Source organism: Fluviicola sp., from assembly GCF_039596395.1.
GTDB lineage: Bacteria > Bacteroidota > Bacteroidia > Flavobacteriales_D > Crocinitomicaceae > Fluviicola.
Window position 1 is genome coordinate 1,025,860 of the sequence record NZ_JBCNJT010000002.1, and the last position, 22,314, is coordinate 1,048,173.

The window sequence follows — 22,314 nt, forward strand, 5'->3', positions numbered from 1 at the left end:
TCCGGAGGATTATTCTTTGATGTAAACCAGCTTTTTCCCGGTAAACAAACCCGCTTCCAAACGTTCCCACTGCTCATAAGTAGGAGCAAGAATGGCTACTTCCGAACCGTAACGCGTGATGGTATTCACCTGCAAAATAGACTGAAACAGCGGCTGGTAGCTCAATTCGCTGTGAACGATGGTCATTTTTCCTCCTGCAAAAGTAACAATGCTTGGCTCGAAATAAGATCCTTCGTGGAAGTTGATCACGTATTTGTTGGTGTTGATCTTAATGAATGTATTCATGGAACCTTCCCCGGCAATAACCAGTTTGGACTCAATTCCGTAGTAATAGTTTTCTCCTTCCAGCACGCAGGGAACAGAATCATTGGCCTTGATCCCGAACAAATAATTTCCTCTTACCTGTAATTTGGAAGATTCACGTACCTGTTCGCGTGAAATGCTGGCAATAGCAACGGTAACAATGGAGATACCTTTTTCATCAATGACATAGGTCACCTGCGAATCACTACTTTTGTATTTTCCAAAGTGAATTTTGTCTGTTGTCAGCTGGGCACTGCTTCCGAAAGGAAGCGGGTCTGAGAACTGAACACTTTTTTGGGAAAAACTGAAAAATTGAAGGGAAAGGGTAAAAACAAGAAGAACTTTTTTCATAACTTATATTAGAAAACGGAAATTTATGCAAAAACACTGGTTTATCAAACAAACACCTAGTCCCGACAATATTCAAGCCGCAGTTGACAACCTGAAAGTGAGCCCGGTCATGGCATCCTTACTTACTCAAAGAGATCTTACAACACTTCCGCAAATTCGTTCATTTTTTACTCCACAGTTAAGCGATCTGCACGACCCTTTTTTGATGTTACATATGGAAGAAGCGGTAGAAAGGTTACAAACGGCTATAGAAAAAAACCAGCGTGTAATGGTCTTCGGAGATTATGACGTGGATGGAACGACTTCGGTAGCTTTGGTATACAGCGTTTTAAAAACATATGCTTCCGTAGATTTTTACATTCCGGACCGTTATGAAGAAGGATACGGTTTATCATACAAAGGAATTGACACGGCACTGGAAAACGGATGCAGCCTGCTCATCGCATTGGATTGCGGAATAAAAGAAGTGGATAAAGTAGCTTATGCACGGGAAAAAGGCCTGGACATCATTGTTTGTGATCATCATACTCCCGGAGCAATTATTCCGGATTGCATTGTTTTGGATCCCAAGCAGGAAGATTGCGCATATCCTTTCAAGGAATTGTGCGGATGCGGTGTCGGGTTTAAATTATTGCAAGCCTGGTTTTCAAGAACCGGTAAACCGGAAGAAACATTGTTTGAATACCTGGATTTGGTGGCAGTTGCCATCGGTGCGGACATCGTTTCCGTAACGGGTGAAAACCGGATTTTGTGTAAACATGGCATTCAGCGCATGAATGAAAATCCGCGCCCGGGAATTGCTGCTTTGGTAGAACAGGCGCAACGCTCTTTCCCGCTTGATTTGTCGAATGTGGTTTTCACCATTGCACCGCGCATCAACGCCGCCGGACGTTTAAAAAGCGGTTCGCGGGCGGTTGAGTTGTTATTGGCAGGATCCAGGGAACAGGCAAAAAGTATTGCGCTGGAAATCGATGAGTACAATTCCGAGAGACGGATCCTGGATGCGCAAACAACGCAGGAAGCGTTGGCAATCATTCAGGGAGATGAATTGTTTATCAGCCGCAAATCAACGGTGGTCTTCCAATCCGACTGGCACAAAGGTGTTGTCGGAATTGTTGCTTCGCGGTTAATTGAACATCATTACCGTCCGACGATTGTTTTGACCCAGAACAAGGGCGAAGCAACCGGTTCGGCACGTTCGGTTTCAGGGTTCAATGTGTACGAGGCCATCTCGGCTTGCGAACACTTACTGACACAATACGGCGGACATCAGCACGCCGCAGGACTGACTTTGCCTCTGGAAAATATTGCGCTGTTCACCGAACATTTTGATGCATATGTTCAACAGAACATCCAGCCATTGGATGAGGTGGAAGATTTGGTGATTGACCTGGAAATTAAGGCTTCGGATTTGTTCCTGGCGGGAGAATCGGTGCACCAGGTACCGAGAATTTACCGCATGCTGGAACAAATGGAACCTTTCGGGCCGGGAAATGACAAACCGGTTTTCTGTATCCGGAATGCCTATGCGAGTAAACGAAAAGTGCTGAAAGAAGCGCATTTGAAATTCGACCTGGTAGATCCTGTTTCAGGAATCGAACTTTCCGCGATCGGCTTCAATATGCCGGATAAAGCGGATTTGATTGCTTCGGGTTGTGCGTTTGATTGTGCCTTTACGCTTGAAACCAATACCTGGCAAAACCGAACGACTTTACAAATCCAGGTGCGGGATATCCGGGAAACGTTATAAAACACGTAGGCACGCGATGCGTCGCGTGCCTACGTGTGGCGAAAAATTTTTCGCCCTTATTTTATAACGGGATATTTCCGTGTTTTTTCTTCGGTAATGTTTCGGATTTTTTCTCCAGGGATTGGAATGCCGCAATCAATGTTGCGCGGGTTTCTTCCGGTAAAATAACCGCATCCACGAAACCTCTTTCTGCTGCACGGTAAGGATTGGCGAACATATCGGCGTATTCCGCTTCTTTTTCTTTCCATTTTCCTTCTTTGTCTTCTGCAGCGGCAATTTCGGATTTGAAGATAATTTCCGCAGCACCTTTTGCCCCCATTACTGCAATTTCTGCAGTCGGCCATGCATAGTTCAAATCTGCCCCGATGTTTTTGGAGTTCATTACGTCGAATGCACCACCGTAAGCTTTACGCGTAATTACCGTAATTCTTGGAACGGTTGCTTCGGAGAATGCGTACAATAATTTTGCCCCGTGGGTGATAATTCCTCTCCATTCCTGGTCGGTTCCCGGTAAGAATCCGGGTACGTCTTCCAATACCAGCAGCGGAATGTTGAAGGAATCACAGAAACGCACAAAACGCGCACCTTTTCGGGAAGAGTCAATATCCAATACTCCGGCCATGGATGCGGGCTGGTTGGCAATAACTCCGATGGATCTTCCGTCGAGGCGTGCAAAACCAACTACAATGTTAGGCGCAAAATCTGCCTGTACTTCGCGGAAGGTGTCGTCGTCGATCAAACAATCGATGATCTCACGAATGTCGTATGGTAAATTGGAATTATCCGGAACAATATTCTGAATGCGGCTCAATTTTTCTTTTGCAAACAAAGCTGTTCCGAATTGCGGTGCCAATTCCATGGCATTTTGAGGCATGTAGGTCAATAGTTCGCGAACCTTGCGTAAACATTCCACGTCGTTTGCAGCGGTGAAATGCGTAACTCCGGATTTTTCAGCGTGAGCCTTCGCCCCACCTAAGTCTTCCGAACTAACTTCTTCGTGCGTGACCGTTTTTACAACGTTTGGCCCGGTTACGAACATATACGAAGTATCTTCCACCATGAAAACGAAATCGGTTAATGCCGGGGAATAAACCGCTCCACCTGCACAAGGTCCCATAATCACGGAAATTTGCGGAATTGCTCCGGAAGCGCGGGTGTTGCGGTAAAAAATATCTGCATAACCTGCCAGGGAAACAACACCTTCCTGGATACGTGCGCCACCAGAGTCGTTCAAACCGATAACAGGAGCGCCGTTTTTCATGGCCAAATCCAATACTTTACAGATTTTCTGAGCATGTGTTTCGGAAAGTGAACCACCCAAAACCGTAAAATCCTGCGAGAACACGTAAACCACTCTTCCGTGGATCGTACCGAAACCGGTAATTACACCGTCACCCGGACTTTTTGTTTTATCCAATCCGAAGGAAGTAGCACGATGCTCCACAAACATCCCGATTTCCTGGAATGATCCTTCATCCATCAATAAGGTCACTCGTTCTCTTGCGCTTAGTTTCCCTTGCGCATGTTGTTTATCAATTCGTGCCTGGCCACCGCCTAATTGTGCAGCGTCGCGTTTTTGAATCAGTTCAGCATTCTTTTCTTTCATGAAAAAAGGTTTGTGGGCACCAAAGATACACTTTCAGCTTAAAAATCATCTTACCGATTTAAAAGGCGGTATTTTTTTCTTTCGGGAAAAATGATATCTTTCTCAAAAAGATCAGTTATGCGTACTCTCCACTTCGTTTTCGTGCTCTTCCTGGCATTTGTGCCTTATTCCTGCAAAAAAGACAGCGACCGCAGAATCCGGAAATTCCACCGGCAGGACGTAGGTTCTTCCGCCAACGATATCCTTTCGGACAAGAAATATAAATCGATTACAATTGAAATTATTTACATGACCGGGTTCCAACCCACGGACCAGGCGGTTGAGAACCTGAAACAACTGGTAACGAATGTCTGCAATAAGCCGGAAGGAATTCATGTGGTGCTTCGTGAAATTGTGGCACAGGGAAAAAGTTCTTATTCCATCGAAGATGTAAAAACGATTGAAAATGATAACCGGCAGGAATTTACCTATAAGAAAGACCTTGCAACCTGTTTTATCTTCCTCGACGGCCCTTCGGCTGAAAACGAAGGTTCCGCCATGGTTTTGGGGCAGGCTTATTTCAATACGTCCATGGTGATTTATGAAAAATCCCTGAAAGATAATGCCGGTGGTTTCGGCGAGCCTGAATTGTACAAACTGGAAAGTACGGTGATCAATCACGAATTCGGCCATATTTTAGGCCTGGTGAATCTGGGTTCCACCATGTATAGTTCTCACCAGGATACAGCTCACGGTGCTCATTGCGATAATACGGATTGTTTGATGTACTGGGAAGTAGAAACCGGAAATGTCTTCAATAACCTGATCGGGAATTCCCCGGTTCCGGCCTTTGATGAAAATTGCCTGAGAGATTTAAAAGAGAATGGCGGAAGATAAATTAAGCTTTTTTAAATCTTCCTTCCTGTTCATTTTTTGTATTTTGTGACTCCCTGCTGATGCAGTTTCCTCGATTTGCCTGATTGGATGCCTCTTACCAATTAGTGATTCGCTATGAAAAAAGGAAATAAGATCCTGACAGTTATTCTCATTCCGGCAATGCTGGTTCAGTCGTGCATTATCTCGGCACCTAAGTACACGCATGTAGAACAAGTCATGCAATTGAAAACCGGTATGACTCTGGATACCGTAAACGCCCGGCTGGGAATACAGCCCTACGATATGGATATCTACGATTCTACCGGATACCGGTCATTTGTTTATAAATACCGCACCACGGACCGCAAAACCATTCCATTTATGCTGAAGGAAACAAATGGGAAGAAAAAGATCGGGAAATACATGGACCTGGTTGCTTATTACGATTCCACCGATGTGGCATACCGGTTTGAGTCAAGGCCTACCGATTCAAAGGTGGATCAGAAGAAGTTCAACATCAATGCGATCGTAACGTTGGTGACCGTTGTTGTGCCGGCTTTGCTGGTTTATCTGGGGATTCAAAATACGAAGTAGTTAAAATGTAAAATGATGAAATGTTAAAAGTAAAAATGAAATGTAAATTCACTTGGTAGCGTGCAGGTTTGCTTTTGACTTTATAATCGTTGCGCTAAGTATGCGCATTAATTCTTCCGATTCTTGATGTAAGGGCTTAAGTTTTGATTCGTAATTAGCAGTTGAAGCCAATAAAAGTTCAATCCAGTAGGTTGTTTCATCACATTCTTTTTGTGCAATACTAACTTTATGAATGAAGTCTTTTTTACTTTGAGCACTTCGGGATTCACGAATATTTGCGCCAACGGATGTCGCAGAACGAATCAATTGTTTGGTTAGAATATATTCGCGATCTGTTTCCTGGATTTGTTTACAAAGAAGTAATATTTCCAGAGCAAATTGAAAGGTTCTTTTCTTGATGTCGAATTCTGTGTTTTTCATGGGTTTTATAACTGTTTCCTATTTAAGTAAGTCATGAAAATATCCTATAACTGCCGAAAACACTCATGTTTTGATTCTTTTCACACTATGGGTACAGAAAAAGGTTATGAATTGAAATCCTACTGGAAAATAAAGGTATTAAAAAGTTTAAGATAGTTTGATTAGGGGTCAGATTAATTCGGTGCAGCGGTAATTTTCATATTTACAATCCGAACTTTTAACTCCTTGAAAAATCTAGATAGAGAATTATGGTCGGAATAAAAGAAGAACTGTTTTGTAATCAATGAAGTTGATCTTCTCGTATATTATGAACAATGAGCCAATCTCAAATCAATCATCAAATTGAACATTCGGGTAAACTCAAGAGATTATCTGTAAGTGTTCCATCTTTTATTGTTCTTAGATACTTGGTTCCATTTGACATATTTACAACCCCTATTTCAGCAGTGTTGAATCCTTGAGTTACAAAGAACTGGTGAGTTCCAGCTTCTATTCTGGCAATTGCATTTGGTACGGAAACCTCCCATTTTTGATTTAGATGGATTCCTCCTATATGAGTTATATGTTCATGTGCATTTACGTTTCCAGCTCTCTTAATGCATTTTACTTCAAGTTTTGTTGTTGCCATGTTTCAATGAATAATAGTTAAGTGACGAATCTAAATATTTGATTTTCAAAAACCAATTGTATTTCTAGAAACTTTTTACTTCACAACCCTAACAGTATAATTAACCAAAAGAATCACTGAACAAATTATTGCAATCCTGATCGTCCATGCGAATAGTTTATTTCCAAAATGTTTATGATCTGTAACAAAGATGTAAGCATAAATCATTAAAATGACTGCAATTATAATGTTAGTAGTACGTGCTGCTCTGTACTTTTGCTTGTATTCAGCAACAGAACCTTCAAGCCGTTGGTTCTCATCCCAAAGCTGCCGGAGAACTTCGTCTTCAGTAGCAGACCATTCTCGCTCATACAATCCAAAAAGATTTATTTTATCTGTTTTCCAAGTCCTATACTTACTTTCTTTCCTAAGTATTCTTACAACCATTATAATGGCTATTATAGTTATTGAGAAGCTGTACCAAAGTATAAGATCAATATTAGAGGTCGCAATAGTTGTTATAGCTTCACCAATGGTTTGGATATGGACTGTCTTTTCGCTCATGGAGTGGAATATGGTTAATAGTCATCGAAGATATAAGAAAATGACTATACTCAAAATTCTAGAAAACATTTTTGAGTGTAATTTTTCGAAGACAATTTGAGTAAAAACATAAACCCCACCATCCAATTTGAAAAGCGGTTTCGCTAGTGTTAACTAGCAGTTTATTATTGACTTAAGCTTTCTAGGTAATTATATATTTTGGAAGCAAGTAGATCAATTCTTCGATTTGATTGATTTGCTTTCGTCTTTAGTATCGGCTTTGACATTTCCACATATTTATCAAAGATTTCACTTGCATCATTGCGATTTTCTAGGTCCATCATTTCAAAGATGATCGGTCCTATATCCAGTTGATAATCATCCGCACGAATCTGCATCTTTTGAAGTGAGTAGATCATTTTCCAGTTAATCAAATCCTGCTTTATTAGATTGATTATGATAGTCTTATTACAGATGAAAGTGTTTTGTGAAGGAGTTGGAAGTGCCATTAGAAGGAGGGTTAATTTCTGTTCAGCACCAAAACAGAACGTTGATAAACAAGCAGGCGTGGTGCTCAGCTTACTGTCTCACAGGCATCGCCAAACGCCTTGTACACAATAAACCAAAGACAACCACGCCCGTTTCTTGGGAGTGGTTAGTCTATCAGTTCTTGTGTACTAAATTTGGCGATTTCGTGAGACAAGACCTAATAGCTAACGCTACTCTTAATATTTAGAAGTACCTTCTTTGTTCTTTCACAAAGGTACGATTTGACATATTTTAATTGTTTTTACATGAAATAAAAAAGTTTTAAACAATGCTAAGATACATAAAATGAATTTTAATACAAATTTTATGAATTAAATAATCCATAAAATGTATTTTTTGAGATTCACTAGTCTTTCTGATCTCTTTGTAAAACGTATGCTTTCATTCATTTTATGGATATTTTAGAGTGAAAAAACAAATTACGATGACTAAAGACAAAGAAGAGAAGATTCGAATGAACAGGATAAAAGTTGTTTTGGCTGAATTGAATATTTCTCAAAAGGCTTTAGCTGAAATGGTAAATAAGACTCCCAATACCATTACGCGAATTTGTAACAATGAAAGTCAACCGACAGTCAAATTTCTTAGAGATATTGCAATAGCACTTGAAGTAAATGTTCAGGAATTATTGGTGCCAACACCTGCAAAAACTAGAGATTAGAAAAAACACATTAGTTTATGCTAATTCCATAGCATATCTGTTTTCAAAATCCATGGATACATAGGACGGATCATAAACAGTTGTAATAATATGATCAAATAGTAAAAAACCAGGAATATTTGGAGGTGATATTGAATTTATTTTTGAACCATCTACCACATACTTTTCCCTAATGTCCATTAATAACCTTCCGAGTGCGTTTACACCTTTCAGGGTTTTATCATCCGATGGTGCTGCTCCCCAAAATTGATCTTTAGTGGAATATTCAACAATCGGCTTGTTGCTTGTGCTGAGTAAAAGAGAGCCGAACGATTCCCAGTTTTGCACCAGCTTTACCATCACACACCAACGCATAATTTCAAACTTCACGTTTTCCCAATCTTGTCGTGTGTACTGTGTGTATTCCCTACTGATCCGCTTCGCATCCATCGGGCTTGATTGGCTGATTATCTTCTTTTGTAATTCAGGAAACAAAGGAAATCTGCAAGCCTGATACAATGCCTCCACATTGGGAATAATAATTTCATTTACAAAAAGAGTATAATCAGGTGCCATGTTTGACAACCCACCAAATTTTCCTTTTGTATTACTAAATGTAATGACTTCGGATGCAATATATGTTCTTTGTGATACCTTCATGCTACACTAAGATAATGAATTTTATTAATTTCTTCGTCTCGCTGGAAACAATGGATGCCAGTCATGCCCCGGAACCTCCCACCACAACGCTAACGGTGCATTATTCGGGATATTGCGCCAGGTAAAAAAGTGAGTACCCAAACCGTAAGTCTTGTAATTAGGATTGATGAACCCCAATGGTCTGATATTGGGCGAAACTGGACCTTGAATCATGTCAATAATCAACAGCCCCTTTTGAAGCAATATTCCTTCATATTTGACTCTGTTTTCCGGAGAAGAAAAAAAGCTTTCTTTAGCTGGAATATTATCCGGTCGGTAAGCATAATCTTCATATTTTTGTGCGTTCAAGTTAGCCAGATAAGTTTTAGCATTGTTAGGCTGATCTTTGACCGGAATAGCAATATTCAATTCTTCCCCATGGAATTTGATATGATTCTGAATTTCGAAATTCCTGTACCATTTGATTTTTCTTTCCAGTGCTTGAGAGAATGTTTTAGATATCCTGATTTTTTGAAAAGAATGTCCCCATGTATGTAAGCAAAACAGGTGAATCGACAGCCGGAATTCATCCTTTGAAATTCTCAAATGATTCTCATTACGTCCATCATTCTTTAATTTGAGCCAGTCGATAACTTGTCCGCCTATTGTACCTCCTGAAGCCAGCACATCATCAAAATAAACAAAATTGGTTTTTGGGAAAGTCACATAATCTTTGAATGAATGCTGGTATTCAGCAACGAGTACTTCGTCCACCAACTCAAGGATTACATTCTGGCTCTTTCCAATTGGCTGCATATCGAGAAATTCAGTTTCTGATAAAAACTCAGTGATTGATCCATACTTGGAATCACTAAGCATTGTTTCAATATGGCTTTTGATCCAGTTTCTCGCAATTTCAAGAGGTATATATGTTTGTGGCAATATGTGATTGATTTCAGTTAACATGAACTCAGCATCCTTTCCAAATTGTTCTGCCCATTTCAGAATACTTTCCACTGTTATTTGAATACCATCACTATTTCTGTAATCCTTAATTTTTTCTAAAACACTGTTTGCCAAATCTTTCATATCATCTTAATTGGTGTGCATTTCAGAAAGTGAAGCGGTAATGGTAATAACTTTATTTATCATGGAATCTATAGGAATTATAAGGTTTTAAAATATGAAATAGTGATTTTTTTGTAAAGTTAATAGAAAACGATTGGATAATATGTAATTGTTTCTGTACTCAATTACAATTTATAGTCATTCAATATATTCTTGCTTCCAAAAGAAGAACTTTTCATTAACGCTGCTCAGGACAACTTAAAATCTCAAATCCTGGTATAATTAGCTAGAAACAATATCAATTAAATACCTAACACAATAATTTTTAGTCTTTTCTGATGTGTTTTGGTTTATGGAACAAAATAATTATTTCCTTTGCTGAAGGATTGCAAGAAAGAATATGCAATCATATTATTCACTGGAAATAGCTCTTAAATCATATCATGCCCGACTACTATACTCCCGATCCAATTTGGTTAACAGATTTGAAAATCGAAAATCAGGATGATTACGTAAAAAAATATGTAATCAAAGGAAACTTCCATTCCGGAGTTCACGAAGATGTAATCAATAGTTTCAAAACAGTTGAATACCTAATGGCTCATGCCTATTATCATTGGCAGATGTATGACCAGGTACTTGCAAAACTGCTTTCCATTTTTGAAATGGCTGTAAAATTAAGATCGAAAGAACTCGACAATCCATTGCAATATCAAGATCGTAGTGATGAAACTAAGGATAAAGAATTATGGCGATTGATAAAAGAATTAAAAAACTTTGGATATCCGGGTTTTGTGATTCGTGATCTGCATTGGTTGAGAAAATTAAGAAATCAGGAATCACATCCTGATGGGCATCATTTTGCTGGAGCAATTAAAAAAGTTGCAATCATGCCTGGAATCAATATAATCAACCGGCTTTTTCTTGACCCTAATAAATTGACTCTCCAGATAAATAACGATACCCAAATGCGGAGAGATAAAAACATCTTCTCAAATAATGTGTTCATTCACTCTTATGATGGAAAAAAAATCTTAGTCCATGGCCTTGAATTTCTCCAAAATATTGAATTGGAATCCACCAATTGTGAGTACTGGAAAGCAAATCCTATACTCACAGATACTTATGAATCCTTCAGTAGAGGAAGTTTTGGATCCCCATTTAGATTTTTCTTAACAAATGTCCGTATAGAAAACGGAAACTTGCTTGCAACAGACTTCCATTCCAATGAATTCGTCACATTATATAAAGCCACGGATGAAAGATCTCTTCAGGCATACCAGAAACATGTAGAAGAATTAGAGAGATTGGAGCCTATACAAAAATCCGCAGCAGAGTCATCTTATAGACATCATTTAAATAGTCACCTGGAAGAGTTTGTATATATCAATTGTTGGACAAGCGAACAAGAAATTATCCCGGATTCGATTAATGAATAACCACAAAAAAGAACAAATGAAAATATTCAAAATAGAGGTAGACAATTTCAGACTTCTTAAAGCCTTTTCAATGGATTTGGAACAAGGACTTTCCTTAATCATTGGCAAAAACAATACAGGGAAAACGTCTATACTTTCCGTAATGGAAAAGTTCTTAGGATCATCAGATAAAAACAAATTTTCGTTTGACGATTTTAGCATAGAGTTTAAAAAACATCTGAAAAAGATAATTACTGGTGCTAAACCAATTTCAGAGAACAATTATGCACCAAGTGGAATTAAATTGAAGGTGTACATTGAATATAATGAGCATGATGATCTTTCCAATATTAGTCGTGTAATGATGGATCTGGATCCAGCTAATAATATCGTTGTGCTAGGATTTGAATATACTCTGCATTTCAATGATTATGTCAAGATTCGAAAAGACTATTCCGAATTTAGTAAGGAAGAAGTGAAAAAAAGGGCTAAGCAAAAGGCATATACACCAAAAAAATTATATGATTTTTTACAAAGACATCAGTTAAGCTATTTCAAACTTCAAAAGAAGTCTTTTGAATACAATCGTCGTTCAAAACGAATTAATGAATCGAATTATATTGATTTGATTGACGGGAAAATAAAGATTGACGATATTATTAATTTCAAATTTATTAGTGCCAAGAGAGATGTCACAAATAAGGACATTGACAAAACATTGTCCAGACAAACTTCAAGAATTTACAAACGCACTGAAGTAAATGAAGAGCAAAGAAAAGAAGTAGATATATTTCAGGACACATTGACGGTAACAGATGATAGTCTTACAACGATCTATTCGACGTTATTCAACGATGTGGTGGAAAAGGTCAGATCATTTGGAGGGATAAAACTCAACGAGTCAGAAATTAAAATTGTTTCTACTTTGCAACACAGAGAATTACTGGAAGGAAATACTACTGTAGTTTACAGTCATGATGAAGATCATAAACTTCCTGAACATTATAACGGTTTAGGCTATATGAATCTGATCAGTATGATTTTCGAAATCGAAATACTGCTTCAGGATTTCAAAAGAAAACAAGGAGAAAAGTTGGCAGATATTAATCTGTTGTTTATTGAGGAACCTGAAGCTCATACCCATCCTCAGATGCAATATGTTTTTATCAAAAATATTAAAAAACTTCTTGGAGAAGGGATCAATCGAATTGATAAGGAGCACCGTGATCTGCAATATATTATAAGTACCCATTCAGCATGTATAGTTGCTGATAGCGATTTTGATGATATTAAATACCTGAAGAAGGAAGATAACAATAATGTGTTAGCCAAAAACTTAAAGGATTTAAAAGATGGTTATGCTAAAGACCCGAAGCAATATCAGTTTCTGAAGCAATATCTCACAATAAGCAGAGCTGAGATTTTCTTTGCAGATAAAGCAATATTGATTGAAGGAGATACAGAAAGAATTCTTATTCCTACAATGATGAAGCAGATTGATCTTGAGGAGGAAAAACGTTTTTCTGATCTTGGAGAAAAAGATCCGTTGCTACCACTTCTTTCACAGAATATTTCCATCATTGAAGTAGGAGCCTATTCACAGATTTTTGAAAGATTCATTGATTTTATAGGAATTAAGTCAATAATCGTCACCGACTTGGATGCAATAGACAACAGTGGTGAAAAATGCGAAGTGTCTGCAGGTGTGGGATACTCTAATGGAGCCATCAGCTTCTTCTTCAATGATGCAAACTTGAATGATTTGAAAGGTTATAATTTATCGCAAAAATTGTTTAGTAAGGTTAAGGATAAATGGAAAAAAGATGCGAAAGGAAAATTGTGTGTCGTTTATCAGGTTGCAGAGCAAGGGTACAATGCAAGAAGTTTTGAAGATGCATTTATACATATCAATCATGATTTTGTAAAGAATAAAAAAGATGATTTTCGAGGACTAAAGAACCGAGAATATTTTGATGATCCAACTAAAAAATCATATTTCTTAGCTGATAATTGTATTAAAAAGAAAACACACTTCGCATTAGATATAGTTTATCACAGTAACAGTAAATTAAGTAATTGGAAAACTCCGCAATACATTAAAGAAGGTTTATTATGGCTGAAGCAAGATTAGGACTGGAACCAGAAGTTAAGCAAATACTTGAATGTATTGATAAGAAAAGTAACTTTCTTTTGAGTGGAGGAGCCGGAAGCGGTAAAACATATTCATTGGTCCAGGTTATCCGGCAAGTGATTGAAGAGAATCCTACTTCGATGGTAGCTTGTATGACCTACACAAATGCCGCAGTTAAAGAAATTGAGGAGCGTGTAAATCATAAACATTTGAATGTAACTACAATTCACGATTTTTTATGGGACAATATCAAGCACTTTCAAAAAGAACTTAGAGCAGCACTTGTCAATTTAGCAAATGATGAAAACATCTCTAAAATTTCAATTCAAGGAATTTCTCCGGTACCGGATGATTATTTTGACGGGTTGGAAAAAGGAATTCAGTATAAAGAATATTTAAGAGTCGCAGAGGGCATAATTTCTCACGATGAATTATTAATTGTTGCTGAATACCTCTTTAAAAAATATGTCAGATTGAATGACATCGTAAAAGACAGATACAAATACATTTTTATTGATGAATATCAAGATACCAGTAAATCTGTAGTGGAAATATTTTTGACTCATTTAAAGGGGAGCAAAAAACAAAATGTTATTGGCTTTTTTGGTGATGCTATGCAATCTATATATGATGAAGGAATTGGAAATTTAGATGAATACAAAAATGGTGGGGCAGCGGATGAAGTATTTGAGATTAAGAAGGTTCAAAATCGGAGAAGTCCTCAAAAAGTGATCACACTTGCAAACAGGCTTCGCACAGATGGAATTGTCCAGGAACCTTCCTCTGACAAAAATGCGCCAAATATGTTCAACGGAGCTGTTAAACAAGGAGAAATTATATTCTTACATTCCACTAATCAGGATCTTACTGAAGTAAGAAAATTCTTGTCCACTGAATATGGATGGGATTTTGAAAATGCAAAAACGACTAAAGAACTTAATTTAACTCATAATTTAATTGCAGATAAAGTGGGTTTTAGAACCTTGATGGATATATATGATAAAGATCCGATCATGGCCCTAAAGAAAGATATATGGGAAAAAATCAAGGCAAACCGAAATCCTGAGATAGTAGTTAATGAAGATGATACTTTTGACATAGTTGTTGACAAGTACAAACCAAAAAACAGGAGTCGGCAACTAAAGAAAGATTTGATATTAGAAGATCCTGATCAGGCGCACCTTTATAATCAGTTAAAGGACAAATTGTTTTCGGAAGTGAGGAAAATGTATTTGGATAAAGATGCATTGATTGATGACAAAAAGCAGGATGAAGATGATGAAAATAGAAAAGGTTCGAAGAGGGATAATTTGATAAAACACTTATTCAATATCCAAACCAATATTTCACTTTATTCAAATGGCAATTACAATGAATTTCTTCGAGTTACTGATTACAGGTTCAAAATAAAAAGTGTTGCTGATAAAAAAGCGTTGAAGAAAAATATTGAAAGTTTAATAGTAGTAGGTGAGAAAACAATAGAAGAGGTTATAACCGAAGCAAATGAAAAAGGAATTTGCTTAATTGATGACAGACTGGAGAAATTCAAGGAACATAATGAATATTTATACGGACGTGTAAAAGCGGTTAAATTCCGTGAATTTCAAAAACTCTATGAATACCTGGAAGGTCGTACACCATTTTCTACACAACATAAAACTAAAGGAGCGGAGTTTGATAACGTGCTTGTCATCTTGGATAATGGTAACTGGAATGATTACAATTTTGAATATTTGTTTACAAATCGCACCGATAAAGAGAGTGTTTTAAATAGAACTAAAAAATTGTTTTATGTCTGCTGCACCCGATCAAAAGAGAAGTTAGCTGTTTTCTATTTTGATCCAAAACCCGAAGTAATATCAACAGCAGAAAGTTGGTTTGGCAAAAACAATGTAAAAAAAATATAAGAATGGAAGTGTTATTTATCATAGTAGGATTAATCATTGGAGCAGTAATAGCTTGGCTTTTTGTAAATCAAAAAAGTGCAGCCGTTATTGCAACATTACAAAGTGAATTGCAAAACTCAAATACCAAAATATCTGAGACAAACACAGAATTGGAAAATTTGAAACAAGAGTTGGAAAATGAAAAAAAATTAAAAGGAGATGTAGAACGAAAGGCTTTAGAATTTGAATTGAGGGAAGCATCTGTTAAGCAGGAACTATCCAGTGCAAATGAAAGACTAAATAAAGTTGTTGAGGAACTGGATCAGAAAACTTCTGACTTCAACAATGTCAATACACAACTCGCAACAGCTAACGCGAATAACAAGTCACTTATTGAAAAACATGACTCTCAAAAACAGGAAATCGAAAAGCTCAATGAAAAATTTACTACAGAATTCGAGAATATTGCAAATCGGATATTGGAAGAAAAAACTGATAAATTCACTAAAACAAATAAAAGCAATATAGAAATGCTTTTAAAGCCGTTGGGAGATAATTTAGACAAATTCAAAGCGAAAGTAGAAGAAGTTTATGATAAAGAGTCAAAAGAGCGTTTCTCACTTGGTGAAAAAGTGAAAGAACTTGCCGAATTGAACCAGGTGATTAGTGATGAAGCTAAAAATTTGACCCGTGCATTAAAAGGAGAATCAAAGACTCGAGGGCTTTGGGGAGAAATGATCTTGGAAAGCATCTTGGAAAAATCGGGTCTTGTCAAAGACAGAGAATATTTCATAGAACATCAGTTAACTGATGATGAAGGTAACGCAATTCTTTCAGAATCAGAGGGTAAAAAGATGCGTCCCGATGTTGTAATAAAATACCCGGATAAAAGAAGCGTAATTATTGATTCAAAAGTTTCACTTTTAGCGTTTACTAGATATATGGATGCGGTTGATCCAGAAGAGCAACAAAGGGAATTAGCAGCACACGTTGGATCTATGAAAATGCATATAAATGCGCTTAGTTCAAAGGGTTACGATGATTACGACAAAGCATTGGATTTTGTGATGATGTTTATACCTAGCGAATCAGCATACATTGCAGCAATGCAAGGAGATCCCAATCTCTGGAACTTCGCTTATGACAAACGAATTTTATTACTCAATCCAACGAACCTTATTACCTCATTAAAGCTGATAGTTGATCTTTGGAAGAGAGAATATCAAAATCAAAATGCGATCGAAATCGCAGAAAGGGGTGCTAAACTGTATGATAAATTTGTTGGATTTATTTCAAATATGGAGGATATAGGCTCTCACATTGGTAAGGCTCAAAATAAATATGAAGAAGCATTTAAACAGTTGTCTACAGGCAATGATAATTTGGTCGTTCAAGCTACAAAGCTTAAGAATCTTGGGTTGAAACCTAAAAAGCAGCTACCAAAGGAAATCGAAAATCAAGCTTTACAAAATACTGTTGAAGGTGAATAAAAAAAATTATAACTGGGGGCTCTACATTGTAATACTCATTGTAGTTGCAATCATATTTTGGCATTTTTCAAAACGTTCTAGAAATCAAGATCATTCTGATAAAGAAGCAGAGCGTTTAAGACGTATAACTGATCTTGAAAATGAGAAACAGTTATTGATTGATGATCGAAATAAAGCAATTGATTTAGAAAAACAAATAAAGGCGCAAAGTGAAAAGTTATGGAGGAAATTAATTAGAATTTTAATCATATTACTTTTGTTTTCCAATGCACTCTGTTTTTTGATTATGAGGTCTATTGACATCGAAAATGTTTTGACATTTAATTCTATTGTTTTCGGAATCATCAATCTAGCTTATTTGTTTTGCACATTTAAATTATTCTCGGTTAAGCAATTTTTATTTGAACATTTGAAAGAATTCTCGTACAAAATTGTTGCTGGTAATAAAGATGCTTCGTACTTCGCAACAAAATTAGAAACCGTGCAAAATAGGATCGATCAAATTGATTTAGAATTGAATCAGTTAAGAGCCGTTATTTCATAATCCGAATCGAATATGAATAGGGTTTGGCGTATCGGAACTAATTGGGGAGGACAAGATGTATTGCCTCTTTTTAAAAAATATAAAATTGCTTTTGCAGGAAAAGAAATTGCTAACACATTTAAAAATATCAAACCTGGAGATTTGATCTGTATCACAAAAGGTCAGGAAATCGTTGCAATTGGAAAAGCTGGGAGTTTAAAGAAGTTGGATCAGATCGATCCTTTTTTCATCAAGAAGTATAATTCTGTAACAGCTGTGATGCTAACGGACTTATTTCTGAAAGACGATTATACCAATATTGATTTTGGAGAATATGGTGGGCGCGGTAGACAATTCACTCAATCCCATGGGGATTATGTACAATTAATCAATTCAAACTATTTAAAAATATTAAGCATGCAAACCTCGGAAGAAATCATTAAAATTTTAAGACAAAAAAATCAAATAATTCTTCAAGGACCTCCAGGAACAGGTAAGACTAGAATGGCTGAAAGCATTGCAAAACAGCTTACCTCTCCTAATAACATTTCTGAAGAAGATATTTTGAGAATTGTTTCTTTAGGATTAACGATTAAATCTACAAATGGTAAGGTGAAGTACGAAGTGGTTGCGATGAGCAATAATCATCTTGACTATCAGAGAGATTCCACTGGGAATAATGGGAGATTAAATTTTTCCGACATAATTAAAGCATATTCCTCCAGAAAATGGGAAAGCTCGGAGATTAGTGGTGGTAGTGGACCTTATAGTGCTGCTTTTGCTAAGTATATCTATGAAAATTACGAATCAGATAAAGTAAAGATTATACAATTTCACCCAGCTTATTCATATGAAGATTTGGTCCGTGGAATTACGGTTAAGAGTGAAGGAGATAGAATTTCTTATGAAACACAAAACAGAATATTAGCCGAATTTGCGACTGAAGCGTACGCGAACCAAGTCAATTCTTCAAAAAATTTGAAAGATTACTCTATTGAAAAATATATTGAAGGAAAGATCAATGAGTATGTTGAGTATTTAAGTGAATTATTGGATGATGAAGATAGCGAAGAGCCTCAATTAACAAAAGCAATACGAATTACTGAAATTGAGGACAATGCATTCAAATTTCATGGAACTAGTTGGTATGACAGATTAAAGTTTGATCAAATAAGGAGAATGTTTCTTCTCGGTTTAAGAACTAGTTCTGATATTAGGGATACTCCGGGTTTTGTAAAAACAGTTTATAGAAGAATACCCTATTATGTGAGCATTTTAGACAAAATAAGAACTAAATTCCCAGAAATCGATCAGATTCCAGGAGAATTAACTAAAAAAGAAGAATTAAATAATTATGTATTGATAATTGATGAGATCAATAGAGCCAATTTGCCATCTGTTCTTGGCGAATTGATTTATGCCCTTGAATACAGAAATAAGAAAGTCAATAGTATGTATGCTATCGATGGTGAAAACACATTAATTCTTCCTAAAAACCTTTTCATTATTGGAACAATGAATACTTCGGACCGAAGCGTTGGTCATATTGATTATGCTATCCGCAGACGTTTTGCTTTTGTAGAAATACTACCGGAGATCCTGCAGATAGAAAACTTCCAAAAATCTGCTTTTGAAAAAGTTTCAGATTTGTTTATTTCCAACTACAATGAATACGAGAAGAATAAAAATACGGAGTTAAAACCATCTGCTTTACTGAATGAAGAGTTTAGACCGGAGGATGTCTGGTTAGGTCACAGTTATTTTATTGCTAGTGATGAAGAATTCAAGATCAGAAGAAAGTATGAAATAGTTCCGATTTTAAAAGAATACATCAAAGATGGAATTCTCAAAGACCTCGATAAAACCTGGGAAGTAATTAAAGAACTTTCAAAATGATCACTCTTCCCGAACAATACGGATATAAGGATGTAAATGAATTAATAGATTTATCTGATTTCCTTGATGTCCCACCATTTGGCAACCGCGCTTTCTCAAAACGGAAGGGTGAAGGCCTTTGCTACAAATTTTGGAAAGATAAGGATCAAAATGGATATGTCTTTCAGACATCATATTACGTGGGTGTAGATTGGCTGATAGAAGGCAAAAAAGCAATTTACGTCGAACCAAAACAAAATGATGGAGAGATCCAGATTAATTATCTGAAAATGCTTCTTGATGCATTCAACGAAAATTCAGACTTAAAACATTTGGAAGAATTATTCGAGGTCGATTTTGATAAGCCTACAATAGAAATAGAGCAGCAACAAGATTTATTGACTCCTTTATTGGTAATACAATATTTCCAACTTTTAAAAAGAATTGTTCGCAAAGGGCTTCGTAAATCGTATTACAAGGTGGATCGGAATTTGAATTCACGGGTAAAAGGGAAAGTTTTGATCAATCAGACAATTACAAAGAATCTGATTAAAAGTAAAAACACTAGTACTGTTTGTCACTTTGAGGAATTTGGGATAAACTCCCTGGAGAACAAAATACTAAAAAAAGCCTTCAATTTTTGTCGGGCAATTCTTTCAAATTCAAATTTCGATGGAGACAAATTAGTAAGTGATTATGCAAATTTTATTCAGCCAGCCTTGGAGCAAGTCGATGAAGAAGTAAACATTTTAGATCTGCGTCATATAAAACCGAATCCACTCTATCCGGAATACGAACAATCCTTAAAGCTGGCAAAAATTATCCTCAAAAAATATGGCTATTCAATTTCAAGAATCAGTAATCAAAAAATACTCACACCTCCTTTCTGGATTGATATGAGTAAGTTGTTTGAGTTGTATGTTTATTCGAAATTGAAACTACAGTTTCCATTGCCTGGAGAAGTCATATATCATCCTTCCGTCAATCGATTGGAACCTGACTTTCTCATTAGATCAAAAGATGGTCATTTTGTAATGGTGGTCGATGCCAAATATAAACCACAATACGTAGACAATACTATTACTGTTGACGATGCTAGGCAAATATCAGGTTATGCAAGGCTGAAAATGGTTTATGAGCTTCTGCAAGAAAGTGATATGTCTAAAGTAATTGAATGCCTAATTATTTTCTCAGATCAAAATTCATTGGATGAGTTGGATAAAAGAGATTTCAGATCCTTTCCTGAAAAAAGTTATGTTAGTTTGTACAAAATTGGAGTTAGGCTTCCATCTTTGATCTAATTTAAGACAGGCGTGTTGATTTCCTGAAATTCATCAAATGATTAATAACCTAATTCCAATCCAAGGTATTATTAAGAAACTAAAATGGAAAAGTTTTAATGGAAGCAAATTTATGGCCGCTTTAATTGATTAATATTACTGAGAAAATACAGTCTTACGGATAAATAACACATGTCAGAAGAACAAAAAAAACAGCTCGAACAAAAACTGTGGGCTATTGCAGATATATTAAGGGGGAAAATTAGCGCGAACCAATTCCAGGATTACATTCTGGGTTTCATCTTTTACAAATACCTTTCTGAAAAGCTTGAAAAGAAAGCAAACGAGTTTTTGAAAACTGACGGTATTTTGTTTGCTGAAATCGATGAACATTCCAAAGAGGGTATTGAAATTTTATCAGCTTTGAAAGAAGCAACGGTTGATTCATTGGGTTATTTCTTAAAACCTTCCGAATTGTTCGGGAACCTGGCTAAAAAAGGAAACGCCAAAGTGATCAATGACGCGGATGAAGAACAGATCCAGAGTACCTTTATACTCGAAGACCTAGACAATGTATTGAAAAGCATTGAAAAAAGCACCATGGGTTCGGATAGTCAGGACGATTTTGATAATCTGTTTTACGACATGGATTTGAACTCTACAAAAATTGGTCGTACTGCGAAAGACCGCAACGATGTAATTGTGAAAATTCTGAACTCACTCAACGAAATTGACTTTGATTTGGACAATACCGACGGAGATGTTTTAGGTGATGCCTATGAATACCTCATTGCAAAGTTCGCGGAAGGTGCTGGACAAAAAGCAGGGGAGTTTTATACACCCCAACAAGTTTCCACTGTTTTGGCAAAAATTGTTACCTCACGTAAAAACAAATTGAAATCTGTTTATGACCCAACTTGTGGTTCCGGTTCCTTATTATTGCGAGTTGCCAAAGAGGTAGAAGAAGTTGGTTATTTCTACGGTCAAGAAATGAATCGTACAACCTACAACCTGGCGCGAATGAATATGATTTTGCACGATGTCAATTATCATAAATTCAATATTAAACACGAAGATACACTTGAACGCCCTCAACATCTAGACTTGAAGTTTGAAGCTATCGTGGCGAATCCACCGTTTTCTGCTAAATGGTCTGCAAATCCTTTATTTAATAATGATGATCGGTTTTCTAAATTTGGTCGTTTAGCACCGGCAACAAAAGCGGACTTTGCCTTTATTCAACACATGATTCATCATTTAGATGAAAATGGAATTATGGCCTGTATCGCACCGCATGGTGTCTTATTTCGTGGTGCAGCTGAAGGTCACATTCGTAAGTTCCTAATAGAAGACCGAAATTACTTGGATGCTGTAATTGGTTTGCCTGCAAATTTATTTTACGGAACAAGCATTCCAACCTGTATTTTAGTTTTCAAAATCTGCCGTGAAAATCCGGAAAATATTCTGTTCATTGATGCGAGTAGTGGTTTTATCAAAGAGAAAAATCAAAACGTATTGTTAGATAATCACATCGAAAAAATTATAAATACTTACAATTCACGCACGATCATTGATAAGTACTCTAATACGGCAACATTACAAGAAGTAAAAGCATCAGATTGCAACCTAAACATTGCACGCTATGTAAACACTTTTGAAGAAGCTGAGTCTATTGATTTGAATGCTGTCGTAGATAGAATATATGACATTAACCGCAAAATGAAAGAAGTAGATGATTTATTGACTGGCTTTTGTAAAGAACTAAACATCAAAACTCCTTTTTAAG

The 22,314-nt window shown here is 36.6% G+C and carries 20 protein-coding genes; 12 read left to right on the forward strand and 8 right to left on the reverse strand.

The window, feature by feature from the left end; genetic code table 11:
* Positions 1-9 precede the first annotated feature (9 nt).
* The gene (locus ABDW02_RS13315; protein WP_343635190.1) at positions 10-654 is read right to left on the reverse strand and encodes a hypothetical protein; all 645 of its coding nucleotides are present in this window, start codon (positions 652-654) and stop codon (positions 10-12) included.
* 25 nt (positions 655-679) lie between these two features.
* Here ABDW02_RS13315 and recJ point away from each other — a divergent pair, with 25 nt between their 5' ends.
* Positions 680-2,404 (forward strand): single-stranded-DNA-specific exonuclease RecJ, encoded by a 1,725-nt coding sequence (recJ, locus tag ABDW02_RS13320; RefSeq protein ID WP_343635192.1) that lies wholly within the window; start codon positions 680-682, stop codon positions 2,402-2,404.
* Between the two features lie 61 nt (positions 2,405-2,465).
* Here the strand turns inward: recJ and ABDW02_RS13325 are convergent, their stop codons facing one another.
* On the reverse strand, positions 2,466-4,010 hold the full coding sequence (locus ABDW02_RS13325) for an acyl-CoA carboxylase subunit beta (RefSeq protein WP_343635194.1): 1,545 nt from the start codon (positions 4,008-4,010) through the stop codon (positions 2,466-2,468).
* Between the two features lie 117 nt (positions 4,011-4,127).
* Here ABDW02_RS13325 and ABDW02_RS13330 point away from each other — a divergent pair, with 117 nt between their 5' ends.
* Complete coding sequence (locus tag ABDW02_RS13330) at positions 4,128-4,886, forward strand: membrane metalloprotease (RefSeq protein ID WP_343635196.1); 759 nt, start codon at positions 4,128-4,130, stop codon at positions 4,884-4,886.
* Positions 4,887-5,000: 114 nt separating this feature from the next.
* Positions 5,001-5,459: a hypothetical protein gene (locus ABDW02_RS13335; protein WP_343635198.1), complete on the forward strand. Its 459-nt coding sequence runs from the start codon at positions 5,001-5,003 to the stop codon at positions 5,457-5,459.
* 48 nt (positions 5,460-5,507) lie between these two features.
* Here the strand turns inward: ABDW02_RS13335 and ABDW02_RS13340 are convergent, their stop codons facing one another.
* The 4 genes from ABDW02_RS13340 to ABDW02_RS13355 form a co-directional block, all read right to left on the reverse strand.
* Positions 5,508-5,879 (reverse strand): four helix bundle protein, encoded by a 372-nt coding sequence (locus ABDW02_RS13340; protein ID WP_343635200.1) that lies wholly within the window; start codon positions 5,877-5,879, stop codon positions 5,508-5,510.
* 337 nt (positions 5,880-6,216) lie between these two features.
* The gene (locus tag ABDW02_RS13345; protein WP_343635201.1) at positions 6,217-6,507 is read right to left on the reverse strand and encodes a DUF3892 domain-containing protein; all 291 of its coding nucleotides are present in this window, start codon (positions 6,505-6,507) and stop codon (positions 6,217-6,219) included.
* A gap of 75 nt (positions 6,508-6,582) precedes the next feature.
* Positions 6,583-7,050 (reverse strand): hypothetical protein, encoded by a 468-nt coding sequence (locus ABDW02_RS13350; RefSeq protein ID WP_343635203.1) that lies wholly within the window; start codon positions 7,048-7,050, stop codon positions 6,583-6,585.
* A 164-nt stretch (positions 7,051-7,214) separates the two neighbouring features.
* Positions 7,215-7,538, reverse strand: coding sequence for a hypothetical protein (locus ABDW02_RS13355; protein WP_343635205.1), 324 nt, complete (start codon positions 7,536-7,538; stop codon positions 7,215-7,217).
* 464 nt (positions 7,539-8,002) lie between these two features.
* Between ABDW02_RS13355 and ABDW02_RS13360 the strand changes: the two genes are divergently transcribed.
* A complete protein-coding gene (locus tag ABDW02_RS13360) occupies positions 8,003-8,239 on the forward strand; it encodes a helix-turn-helix transcriptional regulator (RefSeq protein ID WP_343635207.1) in 237 nt (78 codons plus the stop codon).
* Between the two features lie 15 nt (positions 8,240-8,254).
* On the opposite strand, the gene ABDW02_RS13365 is transcribed toward ABDW02_RS13360, so the two are convergent.
* Entirely contained in the window at positions 8,255-8,878 is a 624-nt protein-coding gene (locus ABDW02_RS13365) for an NADAR family protein (protein WP_343635209.1), read from the reverse strand.
* 24 nt (positions 8,879-8,902) lie between these two features.
* Complete coding sequence (locus tag ABDW02_RS13370; RefSeq protein ID WP_343635211.1) at positions 8,903-9,946, reverse strand: hypothetical protein; 1,044 nt, start codon at positions 9,944-9,946, stop codon at positions 8,903-8,905.
* Between the two features lie 422 nt (positions 9,947-10,368).
* On the opposite strand from ABDW02_RS13370, the gene ABDW02_RS13375 reads away from it, so the two are divergent.
* From ABDW02_RS13375 to ABDW02_RS13410, 8 genes are all read left to right on the forward strand, one after another.
* Positions 10,369-11,364: a hypothetical protein gene (locus ABDW02_RS13375; RefSeq protein ID WP_343635213.1), complete on the forward strand. Its 996-nt coding sequence runs from the start codon at positions 10,369-10,371 to the stop codon at positions 11,362-11,364.
* A 16-nt stretch (positions 11,365-11,380) separates the two neighbouring features.
* The gene (locus ABDW02_RS13380) at positions 11,381-13,474 is read left to right on the forward strand and encodes an ATP-dependent endonuclease (protein ID WP_343635215.1); all 2,094 of its coding nucleotides are present in this window, start codon (positions 11,381-11,383) and stop codon (positions 13,472-13,474) included.
* Entirely contained in the window at positions 13,456-15,381 is a 1,926-nt protein-coding gene (locus ABDW02_RS13385; protein ID WP_343635217.1) for a UvrD-helicase domain-containing protein, read from the forward strand. Before ABDW02_RS13380 ends, ABDW02_RS13385 begins: the two co-directional genes overlap by 19 nt.
* 2 nt (positions 15,382-15,383) lie before the next feature.
* The gene (rmuC, locus tag ABDW02_RS13390; protein WP_343635219.1) at positions 15,384-16,850 is read left to right on the forward strand and encodes a DNA recombination protein RmuC; all 1,467 of its coding nucleotides are present in this window, start codon (positions 15,384-15,386) and stop codon (positions 16,848-16,850) included.
* The gene (locus tag ABDW02_RS13395; protein ID WP_343635221.1) at positions 16,843-17,394 is read left to right on the forward strand and encodes a hypothetical protein; all 552 of its coding nucleotides are present in this window, start codon (positions 16,843-16,845) and stop codon (positions 17,392-17,394) included. The genes rmuC and ABDW02_RS13395 overlap by 8 nt, the downstream gene beginning before the upstream one ends.
* Positions 17,395-17,406: 12 nt before the next feature.
* Positions 17,407-19,269 carry an AAA family ATPase gene (locus ABDW02_RS13400; RefSeq protein WP_343635223.1) on the forward strand — a complete coding sequence of 621 codons (1,863 nt, stop codon included), beginning with the start codon at positions 17,407-17,409 and terminating at the stop codon, positions 19,267-19,269.
* A complete protein-coding gene (locus ABDW02_RS13405; protein WP_343635225.1) occupies positions 19,266-20,549 on the forward strand; it encodes a restriction endonuclease in 1,284 nt (427 codons plus the stop codon). The genes ABDW02_RS13400 and ABDW02_RS13405 overlap by 4 nt, the downstream gene beginning before the upstream one ends.
* Before the next feature lie 171 nt (positions 20,550-20,720).
* Positions 20,721-22,313 carry a type I restriction-modification system subunit M gene (locus ABDW02_RS13410; RefSeq protein WP_343635227.1) on the forward strand — a complete coding sequence of 531 codons (1,593 nt, stop codon included), beginning with the start codon at positions 20,721-20,723 and terminating at the stop codon, positions 22,311-22,313.
* The last annotated feature ends 1 nt before the right edge of the window (position 22,314 follow it).